The sequence below is a fragment of the Amycolatopsis alkalitolerans genome (assembly GCF_006152065.1).
GTDB classification, from domain to species: domain Bacteria; phylum Actinomycetota; class Actinomycetes; order Mycobacteriales; family Pseudonocardiaceae; genus Amycolatopsis_E; species Amycolatopsis_E alkalitolerans.
Map to the genome: position 1 here is coordinate 71,437 of NZ_VDFW01000020.1, position 12,452 is coordinate 83,888.

General features: G+C 69.8%; 11 protein-coding genes. 10 read left to right on the top strand and 1 reads right to left on the bottom strand.

The features are described from left to right. Positions 1–5 precede the first annotated feature (5 nt). The 4 genes from FG385_RS21920 to FG385_RS21935 all read left to right on the top strand — a co-directional run bounded on the left by FG385_RS21920 (position 6) and on the right by FG385_RS21935 (position 2,763). Positions 6–728 (top strand): GntR family transcriptional regulator, encoded by a 723-nt coding sequence (locus FG385_RS21920; RefSeq protein ID WP_200834591.1) that lies wholly within the window; start codon positions 6–8, stop codon positions 726–728. Then, positions 725–2,137 carry an amidase gene (locus FG385_RS21925; RefSeq protein ID WP_139098644.1) on the top strand — a complete coding sequence of 471 codons (1,413 nt, stop codon included), beginning with the start codon at positions 725–727 and terminating at the stop codon, positions 2,135–2,137. Before FG385_RS21920 ends, FG385_RS21925 begins: the two co-directional genes overlap by 4 nt. Then, positions 2,134–2,328 (top strand): hypothetical protein, encoded by a 195-nt coding sequence (locus tag FG385_RS21930; RefSeq protein ID WP_139098645.1) that lies wholly within the window; start codon positions 2,134–2,136, stop codon positions 2,326–2,328. Before FG385_RS21925 ends, FG385_RS21930 begins: the two co-directional genes overlap by 4 nt. Before the next feature lie 66 nt (positions 2,329–2,394). Further along, positions 2,395–2,763, top strand: a complete 369-nt coding sequence (locus FG385_RS21935) for a cysteine hydrolase family protein (protein ID WP_139098646.1) — start codon at positions 2,395–2,397, stop codon at positions 2,761–2,763. On the opposite strand, the gene FG385_RS21940 is transcribed toward FG385_RS21935, so the two are convergent. Beyond that, a complete protein-coding gene (locus tag FG385_RS21940; protein WP_235022719.1) occupies positions 2,726–3,181 on the bottom strand; it encodes a PH domain-containing protein in 456 nt (151 codons plus the stop codon). The genes FG385_RS21935 and FG385_RS21940 overlap by 38 nt on opposite strands. A 294-nt stretch (positions 3,182–3,475) precedes the next feature. Here FG385_RS21940 and FG385_RS21945 point away from each other — a divergent pair, with 294 nt between their 5' ends. From FG385_RS21945 to FG385_RS21970, 6 genes are all read left to right on the top strand, one after another. Then, positions 3,476–5,329, top strand: a complete 1,854-nt coding sequence (locus FG385_RS21945) for an acetolactate synthase large subunit (protein WP_139098648.1) — start codon at positions 3,476–3,478, stop codon at positions 5,327–5,329. Further along, positions 5,326–5,832: an acetolactate synthase small subunit gene (gene ilvN, locus FG385_RS21950; RefSeq protein ID WP_139098649.1), complete on the top strand. Its 507-nt coding sequence runs from the start codon at positions 5,326–5,328 to the stop codon at positions 5,830–5,832. The genes FG385_RS21945 and ilvN overlap by 4 nt, the downstream gene beginning before the upstream one ends. 30 nt (positions 5,833–5,862) lie before the next feature. Then, positions 5,863–6,876, top strand: a complete 1,014-nt coding sequence (gene ilvC, locus FG385_RS21955) for a ketol-acid reductoisomerase (protein WP_139098650.1) — start codon at positions 5,863–5,865, stop codon at positions 6,874–6,876. Between the two features lie 67 nt (positions 6,877–6,943). Further along, on the top strand, positions 6,944–7,213 hold the full coding sequence (locus FG385_RS21960; RefSeq protein WP_139098651.1) for a DUF397 domain-containing protein: 270 nt from the start codon (positions 6,944–6,946) through the stop codon (positions 7,211–7,213). Positions 7,214–7,428: 215 nt separating this feature from the next. After that, positions 7,429–9,027, top strand: a complete 1,599-nt coding sequence (gene serA, locus FG385_RS21965) for a phosphoglycerate dehydrogenase (RefSeq protein WP_139098652.1) — start codon at positions 7,429–7,431, stop codon at positions 9,025–9,027. A 101-nt stretch (positions 9,028–9,128) separates the two neighbouring features. Continuing rightward, the gene (locus tag FG385_RS21970; RefSeq protein ID WP_139098653.1) at positions 9,129–12,425 is read left to right on the top strand and encodes a S8 family serine peptidase; all 3,297 of its coding nucleotides are present in this window, start codon (positions 9,129–9,131) and stop codon (positions 12,423–12,425) included. Positions 12,426–12,452 lie beyond the last annotated feature (27 nt).

The window sequence follows — 12,452 nt, forward strand, 5'->3', positions numbered from 1 at the left end:
GAACCATGAGGAAGCGGGTGCATGAGGTGCGCCGCCTGCGGGACATGCTGCGCGGGGCCGTGCAAGGCGGGCACTACCCGGACGGCCAGCTACCGAGCGAGGCGGAGCTGATGGCTTCGCACCAGGCATCGCGCGCCACCGTGCGGGAGGCGCTGGCGCTGCTGCGCGCGGAGGGGCTGATCGAACGGACGCAGGGCATCGGCACGCACGTCGTCGCCAATCCGGTGAAGACTTCGCTGCCCGAAGCGCACGGGATCATCAAGCCCGCCCGGGACAGCATGTTCAACCAGCGGATGCGGCCGCGTGAGCTCGACCGGTCCGTGGTGCCCGCGCCGACGACCGTCGCCGAGCGGCTCGGCGTCGCGCCCGGCACGCCCTGCCTGCGGCTGGAGTACGTGGCCCTGCACAACGAGGAACCGGTCGCGGTGGCCACGAACTACGTGCTGTTCCCCGAGGCCGGGAAGCTTCGCGACACACCTTTCGTCTCCGACTGGTACCGGCTGCTCGACGATGCCGGGGTCCCGCTGTCGGATTCGGAGTTCGTCTTCGACTGCGAACTCGCCGACGCGCCACTCGCTTCGGTCCTCGGCGTCCGCGAGGGCTCGCCGCTCATCTCGATGGAACAGATCATCTACGACCTCGCCGGTCGCCCGTTCGACCTGGCCTTCATCCACACCTGCGGCGAGCGCTTCCGGTTCGTCTCGCGGGGGCACGAGGAGTTGCGATGACACCCCGGACACTCACCGACGCGGCCAAGGCGCTGCGCGAAGGCACCACCACCTCCGTCGCGTTGACCGAGGCCGCGATCGCGGCGGCCGACGCGCGCGACGCGACGATCGGCACCTACCTGGCCCGTTTCGATGAGTATGCGCTCGAGCGGGCGGCGCAGGCCGACACCGAGTTCGCACGTGGCGAGGATCGCGGCCCGCTGCACGGGATTCCCTTCGGCGTCAAGGACATCCTCGCGATGGCCGAGGGGCCGACGACCGCGCAGAGCCTCATCCTCGACCGCGCCTGGGGCGCCGGGAAGGACGCGCCGGTGGTGTCCCGCGTCAAGGCGGCGGGCGCGGTCATCACCGGCAAGACCACGACCATGGAGTTCGCCTGCGGGATGCCGGACGCGACGAAACCGTTCCCCGTCCCGCGCAACCCGTGGGACCCGCGAACCTGGCCGGGCGGTTCGAGTTCCGGCACCGGCAGCGGGGTCGCGGCCGGCCTGTTCCTCGCCGGTCTCGGCACGGACACCGGGGGCAGCATCCGCATCCCCGCGGCGTTCTGCGGGGTCAGCGGCCTGATGCCGACCTTCGGGCGGGTGCCGAAGTCCGGCTGCGTACCGCTGGGCTACAGCCTCGACCACATCGGCCCACTCGCCCGCAGCGCGCGAGACTGCGCCGCGGTGCTCGAAGTACTCGCCGGGCTTCACGAAAGCGATCCCGACTGCGTGGACGCGCCGTTCACCGCGCCGGAGTTCACCGGCGATCTGAGCGGGATGCGGATCGGCGTCGTTCGGGAGCATCACTTCCCGGACGCCGGCGACCCCGCGCTGGCCCCGAGTTTCGACGCCGCGCTCGCCGTGCTCGCCGAACAGGGCGCGACGCTCGTGGAGGCGGAACTGCCGTACTGGCACGAGATGATCACCGCGGACATGATCACGATGGGCTGCGAGGCGCTGGCCTACCACCGCACCGATCTGACCGACCGGTGGACCGACTACTTCGTCGCGACCCGGGCGATGATGGCGACCGGCGCGATGGTCACCGGCGCGGATTACGTGCAGGCGCAACGGGTCCGGCGGGTCGCGCAGGACGCGCTCGCGGAGCTGTTCGAGACCGTCGACGTGATCGCGTGTCCCACCGCTTCGACGGGTGCGCCGAAGGTCGACGACCTCGCCGGGCCGGACGGGCAGCCGGATGTCGGCGCGCTGTTCTCGACGGTCCACACGCAGTACTGGGACACGGTCGGCAATCCGGTCCTAGCCGTCCCGATGGGCTTCACCGCCGACGGCCTGCCGCTTTCGCTTTCCCTGGCCGGACCGGCGTTCGGCGAGGCCGCGATCCTGCGCGCCGGTGACGCCCTGCAGCAGAGCACCGACTGGCACCTGCGGGTCCCCGAACCCGCCGTCGAAGGAGTGGCATGACCGGCATCCTCAAGACCCTGCTGTCCGCCGCCAAGCTGCCGGCTTCCGACAAGGAGATCAGCGCCTACACGAAGGCCTACGAGACGCAGCGCGCGTCCGTCGACGCCCTCTACGAGGTCCCGGCCGCCCGCTATGTGGACCCGGCGCTGCGCTTCCGCGCCGGCGCCCGGATCAAGGACTGGGCGAGCTGATGTTCCGGACGGCGAAATCCCGCTTGTGCCGGGAAGAAGGCGGGCCCTTTCCTGAGTAGCGGCTGATTGGCGGTCCCGCGGTCGCCAACGCGGCTCTCGCGGGGTGGCGATCGAGGCGTCGGCGGGCTGCTCGCGGGCAGTTGGCACGGCGAGCTCACGGCGGGACTCGGCTCGCGGCCCGGCGATCTGGTGGTCGACAAGTGCCGGTTCGACGCGTTCCAGCGGACCTCGCTGGAGCCGCTGGTGCGCGGGCTCGGCGCGACCGAACTCGTGGTGTGCGGGGTGGCGACGAACTTCTGCGTCGAATCGACCGTGCGGTCCGCGATCATGCGCGACTTCGCGGTGACGCTGCTCGAAGACGCGTGCGCTTCGACGACGCCACGGCTGCACGAGCCAGTCAGCGCGGCTCTTCCTGCTGGCTCGCCTCGGGCGTGAGGTCGTCGGTCAGCCCGGTCGGATCCTTGACCCGCCCGCCCGACACCAGCGCCAGCACCGGAAGGTGGCGCGTGCGGACCGACGGCAGCGGGATCGTGCTGTCGTCGGCCAGCACCGCGCGCACCTTGGCGCGCTTGGTGATAGACAGCCCCTTCAGCGCGTCCCACGGCAGCTCGCGGTGCCCGAACACCGTGCGCACGTCGAGGCCCTGCGGGGTCGCGACGGTCTTGGTCCGCACCACGAAGACGATCAGCGCCAGCGGGATCGCGTACAGCGCCCACAGCCCGGGCACCTCGGCGAACGCCGTCGGCGCGAGGCACACCATCAGGCCGAAGATGGCGAGCAGGGCGATCAGCGGGACGCGGAACGTCGCCTTCCTGCGCTTGGCCGGCTGCGGTGGGTCTGTCACTTCGGGCACGGTCAAATGGTGCACCCGGTCCGCGGGGCCGTGGAACCCAGGGCCTCCGACCATAGGAACGCCCAGTATCCGGGATCACGATCCCGCAGAGTTGACACTCCTCGCAACGAACCGTTAACGTCGGCCACGTGAAATTCCTGACCAGCATCGTACTTTCCAAGCGCGTCGACGCTTAGGGAAACACCGCTGCGTCGACGCGCGACCCTCGTGCGGCCTTCCATGGTCGGCGGGGGTTTTTTGTTGTCCACCCCCACCCGAACGAGTGACACCGACGAAAACCACGAGGCAGAACTGATGACAAGCGCCACCTCGCGTTCGGAAGCGAAGACCGGACCGACGCCCAGCCCGGCGTCGCTCAACCGCCCGAAGCCGGCCCCGCCCGCCGGCACCCCGGTACGGGTCACGGGCGCGCAGTCGCTCGTGCGCGCGCTCGAGGCGGTCGGTGTGGAGGTGGTGTTCGGGATTCCGGGTGGCACGATCTTGCCGGCGTATGACCCGTTGCTGGATTCGACGAGGGTGCGGCATGTGCTGGTTCGTCATGAGCAGGGGGCGGGGCATGCGGCGACGGGGTATGCGCAGGCCACTGGGCGGGTGGGGGTGTGTATGGCGACCTCGGGTCCGGGTGCGACGAACCTGGTGACGCCGCTGGCGGACGCGCATATGGATTCGGTGCCGGTGGTGGCGATCACGGGGCAGCAGACGCGGGCGTTGATCGGTACGGACGCGTTCCAGGAAGCGGATATCTGCGGGATCACGATGCCGATCACGAAGCACAACTTCCTGGTGAAGGATCCGGGGGAGATCCCGCGGGTGATCGCGGAGGCGTTTCATCTGGCTTCGACCGGGCGTCCTGGTCCGGTGCTGGTCGATATCCCGAAGGACGTGCTGCAGGAGCAGACGTCGTTCGCGTGGCCGCCGGAGATGCGGTTGCCGGGTTACCGGCCGACGTTGCGCCCGCACGGTAAGCAGGTGCGTGAGGCGGCGCGGTTGATCGGGCAGGCGCGCCGTCCGGTGCTGTATGTCGGTGGCGGGGTGATCAAGGCGCAGGCTTCGCAGGAGCTGATGCGGCTGGCGGAGCTGACCGGGATTCCGGTGGTGACCACGTTGATGGCGCGGGGTGCGTTCCCGGACTCGCACCGGCAGCATCTGGGGATGCCGGGGATGCATGGCAGTGTCGCGGCGGTGGCGGCGATGCAGCGCGCGGACCTGCTGGTCGCGCTGGGCGCCCGGTTCGATGACCGGGTGACGGGGCAGCTGGGTTCGTTCGCGCCGGAGGCGAAGGTCGTGCACGCCGATATCGATCCGGCGGAGATCTCGAAGAACCGCAAGGCGGACGTGCCGATCGTGGGGGACTGCGCGGAGATCATCACCGAGCTGATCGAGGCCGTGGGGGCCGAGACCGAGCGGTCGGGCGAGCCGGATCTGAAGGCGTGGTGGACGCAGGTCGATTCCTGGCGTGACACGTTCCCGGTCGGCTACGAGTGGCCCGCGGACGGGACGCTGTCGCCGCAGTACGTGATCGAGCGGATCGGGCAGATCGTCGGGCCGGACGCGGTCTACGCGGCGGGTGTCGGGCAGCATCAGATGTGGGCGGCGCAGTTCGTCAAGTACGAGAACCCGCGGACGTGGATCAACTCCGGTGGGCTGGGCACCATGGGTTTCGCCGTGCCGGCCGCGATGGGCGCGAAGTTCGGGATGCCGGACAAGCAGGTCTGGGCGATCGACGGGGACGGCTGTTTCCAGATGACCAACCAGGAACTGGCCACCTGCGCGATCGAGGGCGCGCCGATCAAGGTCGCGGTGATCAACAACGGCAACCTGGGCATGATCCGGCAGTGGCAGAACCTGTTCTATGCCGAGCGGTACTCGCACAGTGATCTGGGCACGCACAAGCACCGGATACCGGATTTCACCCTCTTGGCCGAGGCACTCGGGTGTGCTGGACTTCGGTGCGAGACGAAGGAAGAGGTCGACGAGGTCATCCAACGGGCGATGGCGATCAACGACCGGCCCGTCGTGATCGACTTCGTGGTCGGCAAGGACGCCCAGGTGTGGCCCATGGTCGCGGCCGGCACCGGCAACGACGAAATCATGGCGGCGCGGGGCATCCGGCCGCTGTTCGACGACGACGAGGTGACCCCGAAGTGAGTACCCATACCCTCAGCGTGCTGGTGGAGAATGTGCCCGGGGTGCTCGCCAGGGTGGCCGGGCTGTTCTCCCGCCGTGGTTTCAACATCGAGTCTCTCGCCGTCGGGCCCACGGAGAACCCCGAGGTGTCCCGCATGACGATCGTGGTCGCCGTTGAGGACTTACCGCTCGAACAGGTGACCAAGCAGCTCAACAAGCTCGTGAACGTCATCAAGATCGTGGAGCTCGAGCCGGCCGTGTCCGTGCAGCGCGAACTGCTGCTGGTCAAGGTCCGCGCCGACGCCACGGTGCGCAGTCAGGTGCTGGAGACCGTGCAGCTCTTCCGCGCCAAGGTGGTCGACGTCTCGCCCGAGGCGCTCACCGTCGAGGCCACCGGCACCGGTGACAAGCTCGGTGCCCTCTTGCGCATGCTCGAACCCTATGGCGTGCGTGAGATCGTGCAGTCGGGCATGGTCGCCGTCGGGCGTGGCGCACGTTCGATCACCGCCACCTCGCCCCGTTAACGAAAGAACCGGAAGGAACAAGTTCCCCTCATGTCAGTCGAAATCTTCTACGACGACGACGCCGATCTGAGCATCATCCAGGGTCGCAAGGTCGCCGTGATCGGGTACGGCAGCCAGGGTCACGCGCACGCGCTGAGCCTGCGCGACTCCGGGGTCGATGTGCGCATCGGTCTGCCGGAGGGGTCGAAGTCGCGCGCGAAGGCCGAGGAAGAGGGCCTGCGGGTGCTCAGCCCGGGAGAGGCCTCGGCCGAGGCCGACCTGATCATGATCCTCGCGCCCGACACCAAGCAGCGCTTCATCTACGCCGAGGACATCGAGCCGAACCTGAAGGACGGCGACGCGATCTTCTTCGGCCACGGCTTCAACATCCGCTACGAGCTGATCAAGCCGCCGGCCAACGTGGACGTCGCCATGGTCGCCCCGAAAGGCCCCGGCCACCTCGTGCGGCGGCAGTTCGTGGACGGCAAGGGTGTGCCCTGCCTGATCGCGGTCGAGCAGGACCCGTCGGGCAACGCGCAGGCGCTGGCGCTGGCGTACGCCGCGGCGATCGGCGGCGCGCGGGCGGGCGTGATCAAGACCACCTTCAAGGAGGAGACCGAGACCGACCTGTTCGGTGAGCAGTCGGTGCTCTGTGGTGGGACGACCGCGCTCGTGCAGACCGGCTTCGAGGTGCTGACCGAGGCCGGGTACGCCCCGGAGATCGCGTACTTCGAGGTGCTGCACGAGCTCAAGCTGATCGTCGACCTCATGTACGAGGGCGGGATCGCACGCATGCGGTACTCGATCTCGGACACCGCCGAGTACGGCGATCTCACCCGCGGCCCGCGCGTGATCACGCCCGAGGTCAAGGAGAGCATGCGCAGGATCCTGGGCGAGATCCAGGACGGCACGTTCGCCCGCGAGTGGGTCGGTGAGGACGAGGCCGGCCGGCCGAACTTCACCAAGCTCCAGGCGGCCGGTGAGCAGCACCCGATCGAGGAGACCGGGCGCAAGCTGCGTGGCCTGATGTCCTGGGTGGACCGTCCGATCACGGAAACCGCCTGATCGTCCGCCGCCTCCGCGGGCTCACCCGTGGAGGCGGCGCCGCCGGAGCGCGAGCTACCGTGTGGCCATGAACGATCACGTTCGCGTCGACGACAAGGCCGACGTGCGAGACGCGCTCGATCTCGAAAGCGCGCGGTGGCAGCGGGCGGAGCCCGCGGGAGAGTCCATTCCCGACGCGGTCGAGTTCGCGTTCATCCCGCATACGGACGGCAGGACGTACACCGCGCTGCGTTCCTCGACCGAGCCCCAGGGCACGGTGCTCGTCTTCACCGAGTCCGAATGGGACGCGTTCGTCGCCGGCGCCCGCGACGGCGAATTCAACCTCCCGGAAAGCTAGTGCCGCGTGATCCTGTCCGGTTCACGTTGCCGTGTTTGCCCGTGCGGTCGGCGTGTTTGCCCGTTGCGGTGGTGAGTTGGCCGGTCCGGTGGCCGAGTGTGCCCTCGATCGGCAGCCGTGGGTTCGCCTGGTGACGTGCCCGGTAACAGTCGTGTGAACAGCGCGACTAGACTCCAGGACATCCGCCGAGCTGCGTCTTCTTTGGGAGTCTCATCGTGACCAACCCCAGCAAGCCCGTCGTCCTCCTCGCCGAAAAGCTCGCGCCGTCCGTGCTCAGCGTGTTCGGCGACGATGTGGACGTCCAGCATGTGGACGGCACCGACCGCCCGGCACTCCTGGAAGCGGTGAAGGGCGCCGACGCGCTGCTCGTCCGGTCCGCGACCCGGGTCGACGCCGAGGTCTTCGGCGCGACCAACCGCCTCAAGGTCGTCGCGCGGGCCGGGGTCGGGCTGGACAACGTCGACGTGCCGGCCGCGACCGAACGCGGCGTGCTGGTGGTCAACGCGCCCACGTCCAACATCGTTTCCGCCGCCGAACACGCCGTCGCGCTGCTGCTCGCCGTCGCCCGCCGGGTGCCGGCCGCGGACCAGAGCCTGCGTGGCGGCGAGTGGAAGCGCAGCTCCTTCACCGGTGTCGAGCTCAACGGCAAGACGCTCGGCGTGGTCGGCCTCGGCAAGATCGGCCAGCTCGTTTCGCAGCGGCTGGCCGCGTTCGGCATGTCGGTCGTCGCCTACGACCCGTACGTCTCGGCCGCGCGCGCCGCGCAGCTGGGCATCGAGCTGCTGGCCCTCGACGAGCTGCTCGCCCGCGCCGACGCGATCTCCATCCACCTGCCCAAGACGCCCGAGACCAAGGGGCTCATCGACGCCGAAGCGCTCAAGAACACCAAGCAGGGCGTGATCATCGTGAACGCGGCCCGCGGCGGTCTCATCGACGAGGAGGCGCTCGCGGACGCGATCCGCAGCGGTCACGTCGGCGGCGCCGGGATCGACGTGTTCGCCGCCGAGCCCACCACGTCCAGCCCGCTGTTCGAGCTCCCCAACGTCGTGGTCACCCCGCACCTTGGCGCTTCCACCGCCGAGGCGCAGGACCGCGCGGGCACCGACGTGGCGCATTCGGTGCGCCTCGCGCTGCGCGGTGACTTCGTCCCGGACGCGGTGAACGTCTCCGGCGGCGGCGCGGTCGGCGAGGAGGTGCGGCCGTACCTGTCGCTGACCCAGAAGGTCGGCACCGTGGTGTCGGCGCTGAGCCAGAAGGCGCCCGCGTCGGTCACCGTGACGGTGAGCGGTGAACTGTCCAGTGAGGACGTCGACGTGCTGCAGCTCGCCGCGCTCCGTGGCGTGTTCACGCGCGTCGTCGACGACCAGGTGACGTTCGTGAACGCGCCGCGGCTGGCCGAGGAGCTGGGCGTGGGCGTCGAACTGGTCACCGAGAGCGAGAGCCCGAACTGGCGCAGCCTGGTCACCGTGCGCGCGGTGCACGAGGACGGCAGCACGGTGTCGGTGGCGGGCTCGGTCACCGGCAAGGACGAGGTGGGGAAGCTGGTCGAGGTCAACGGCCGGCACTTCGACATCCGCGCCGAGGGCCACATGCTGCTGCTGGAGTACCCGGACCGCCCTGGCGTCATGGGCCGCGTCGGCACGCTGCTCGGGGAGGCCTCGATCAACATCGAGGCCGCGCAGATCAGCCAGACCACCGACGGCACCGACGCCATCATGCTGCTGCGCGTGGACCGCGAGGTGGACGCGCACCTGCTGGAGCCGATCGCGGCGACGGTCGGGGCCCGTACGATTCGGGCGATTACGTTCGAATAACACCGTTCCCCGACGAACGTCGGATTCCTCCGTTTCGCCCTAGAAGGCCGCCGGGTTCCGGGTTAAGTTCTCTATCCTCGCCAAGATCAGGAGAGGACTCCATGAGAACCTGGGCCCGGCGGTCTTCTGCGGCCGTTTTCGCCATCGCGCTGACGGCTTCGGTCGGCACGGCCAGTGCGGCTTCCCCGGATGAGCTCGCGGCCGGTGTGCCCACCGCGAAGGTGGACACGGCAGGGCTCGTGGGCAAGCTCTCGCCGCGGCTGGCGAACGCGCGCGGGCAGGCCACGGCCTTCATCGAACTGGTCCAGCAGCCGGCCGTAGACGCCTTCAACGCCGAGCAGGCGAAGGGGAGCGGTGCGGAGAAGGCGAAGCAGGCGGCGAACGCGGCGAAGGCGGGCGTCACCGGTGCGGTGGACGCGGTGCTCGGCCAGTTGCGGTCGCTCGACGCGAGTGCCAAGAAGCTGTTCCAGACGGCCAACGCGGTCGCCGGCGTGGTCGTCACCGCCGACGCGGCGAAGATCCGCGAAATCGCCCAGCGCCAGGATGTCGTGTCCGTCCGGACCGTCGTGCCGAAGACCCGGGACAACGCCGGCGCCGCGCAGTTGACGAACACCCTCACCGCATGGCGGCAGACCGGCCGCTACGGGGACGGCGTGAAGGTCGGCGTCATCGACGACGGCATCGACTACACACACGCTGATTTCGGCGGCCCCGGCACCAGGGAGGCGTACGCCTCGATCGACCGCGCGAAGCCGACTTCGCTGTTCCCCACGGCGAAGGTCGTCGGCGGCACCGACTTCGTCGGCGACGACTACGACGCCAGCGGCACGAGCGGTTCCCCCGAACCCGCCCCCGACCCCAACCCGCTGGCCTGCGGCGAGCACGGCACCCACGTGGCAGGCACGATCGGCGGGTTCGGGGTCGGCGCCGACGGCAAGGCGTTCACCGGTGACTACTCGACGTTGACGCCCGGGACGCTGAACGCCATGCGGATCGGCCCGGGCACGGCGCCGAGGTCGCTGCTGTACGCGATCAAGGTGTTCGGCTGTGCCGGCTCCACGAACGTCACCTCGCAGGCTCTCGACTGGGCACTGGACCCCGATGGCGACGGCGACTTCTCCGACCGTCTCGACATCGTGAACCTTTCGCTGGGCAGCGATTTCGGTGCACCCGACGATCCGGACTCGCTGTTCGTGCGCAAACTCGCCCGTAACGGAGTGCTCTCGGTGATCGCGGCCGGCAACGGCGGCGACCTCTACGACGTGGGCGGTTCGCCGGGCAACACCCCCGAGGCGCTCACGGTCGCGAGCAGCCGCGACGCTTCGGTGCTGCGCGACGCCGCGGACGTGACCGCGCCCTCGGACGTCGCGGGGCAGAAGGGCGGCCAGTACAGCCAGAACTTCACCGGCTACGACACGTTCGACGCCACCGATGCCGTGGTGAAGCTGTCCGCGGCCAACGCCGACGGCTGCGCGCCCTACAGCGCGGCCGACAAGGCCACCGCGTCGGGCAAGTACGTGTGGCTCGAATGGGACGACAACGACGCCACGCGCGCGTGTGGTTCGGCGGTGCGGGCGAACAACGCGCAGGCGGCCGGGGCGACGGGCGTGCTGCTCTCGTCCAGCCTGGAGCACTTCGCGGCCGGGATCGCGGGCAACGCGGCGATCCCGATGTTCCAGTTCACCGCGTCGGCCACCACGGCCGTGCGGCCCGCGCTCGACGCCGGCACGCTGAACGTGCGCCTCTACGGCGCCGGCCGGGCCAGCCTGCAGACCTACGATCAGTCCATTGTGGATACCCCGAGCTCGTTCACCTCGCGCGGTACCCGTGGCCCGGCCGTCAAGCCGGACGTGGCCGCGCCGGGTGACACCATCTCGTCGGCCTTCCGCGGCAGTGGCAACGACCGCACGGTGCTGTCGGGCACGTCGATGGCCACGCCGCATACCGCCGGGGTGACCGCGCTGGTGCGGCAGGTGCATCCGGACTGGACGGTGGAAGAGGTCAAGGCCGCGATCATGAACACCGCGGGCCACGACGTCGTCGCCGGCGGCAAGACCTACGCGCCGCAGCGGGTCGGCGCCGGCCGGCTCGACGCGAAGGCCGCGCTGGACACGTCCGTGCTGGCGTACGTGGCCGACGATCCGGGGACGGTGAGCGCCGGGTTCGGCACCGTCGAGGCGGGCCGCCCGCTGTCGCTGACGAAGACGATCAAGATCGTGAACAAGGGCGCCCGTCCGACCCGGTACGGCGTCGCCTACGAGGCGGTCGATCAGTTGCCCGGCGTGCGGTACGAGGTGTCCACGAGTTCGGTGTCGCTGCCGCCGCGGGGGCTCGCGTTCGTCCGGGTCACGCTCCGGATCACCGATCCGTCCGCGCTGCGCAAGATCATCGATCCGACGATGGATACCACGCAGGCGGGCCTGGCGCGGCAGTTCGTCGCCGACGCGTCGGGTCGCGTCGTGCTCACCCCGGGCTCGGGTGCGGCCCTGCGGGTGCCGGTGTACTCCGCTCCGAAGCCGGTTTCCGCGATCACCGTGCCGCGCACGCTGCACTTCCGCGACGGCGATCAGGCGACGTTCGCCCTGGCCGGCACCGGTCTGGAGCAGGGTGAGGGCAGCCAGCGGTACCAGTCGCTGGTGAGCGTGTTCGAACTGCAGGCGTTGTCGCCGAAACTGCCGCCGTGCCGCGGCAAGCTCGCCGAGGACTGCACGGTCAACGACACCGCCAAGGGTGCCGACATCCAGTTCGTCGGCGCGGCTTCGACGGCCCCGGCCGCGGAGCAGGCGGGCCGCCCGCAGGACGCGCTGCTCGCGTTCGGCATCTCCACCTGGGGCGACTGGGCGAACCTTGGCAGCAACACGATCCCGTTCGTGGACATCGACACCACCGGCGACGGCAAGCCCGACTTCGAAAGCTACGTGACGAAGGCGACCGGCACGGACGTCCTGCTGGTGAACACCGTCGACCTGAACACGGCCGGTGAACCTTCGGTCGCCGTGGCGGCGGCAAACGGCCAACTCGGGGACGTCGACACGAACGTCTTCGACACGAACGTCGTGGTGCTGCCGGTCAGCCTCTCGGCGCTCGGCATCGACCCGGCCGCCCCGAGCCACCGGATCACCTACACGGTCGGCGTGGCCGGGTACTACCCGGCACCGGGCAGCCCGAACTCGATCATCGACTCGGTGAGCACGCCGCTTTCGTTCGACCCGCTCGCGCCGGGCTACTCCGTTCGGGGCTCGGGCGGTCCGGCGCTGGCGTACGTGGCGAAGCCCGGCGCCCGGCTCGAGGTCACCCGCGATGCGGCCGCCGCGGACGCGGACACCGGTGAGGGCCTGCTGGTCCTCGCGCACCACAACGGCGCGGGGTCCCGCGCTCAGGTGATCAACATCCGCTGAGGCGAGGTGACAGCGCGCCCAGGTGTC

Bases quoted from the DNA above. Each gene is read 5' to 3' on its own strand.
- FG385_RS21920 (WP_200834591.1), top strand. From the start codon at position 6: ATGAGGAAGCGGGTGCATGAGGTGCGCCGCCTGCGGGACATGCTGCGC.
- FG385_RS21925 (WP_139098644.1), top strand. From the start codon at position 725: ATGACACCCCGGACACTCACCGACGCGGCCAAGGCGCTGCGCGAAGGC.
- FG385_RS21930 (WP_139098645.1), top strand. From the start codon at position 2,134: ATGACCGGCATCCTCAAGACCCTGCTGTCCGCCGCCAAGCTGCCGGCT.
- FG385_RS21945 (WP_139098648.1), top strand. From the start codon at position 3,476: ATGACAAGCGCCACCTCGCGTTCGGAAGCGAAGACCGGACCGACGCCC.
- ilvC (WP_139098650.1), top strand. From the start codon at position 5,863: ATGTCAGTCGAAATCTTCTACGACGACGACGCCGATCTGAGCATCATC.
- FG385_RS21960 (WP_139098651.1), top strand. From the start codon at position 6,944: ATGAACGATCACGTTCGCGTCGACGACAAGGCCGACGTGCGAGACGCG.
- FG385_RS21970 (WP_139098653.1), top strand. From the start codon at position 9,129: ATGAGAACCTGGGCCCGGCGGTCTTCTGCGGCCGTTTTCGCCATCGCG.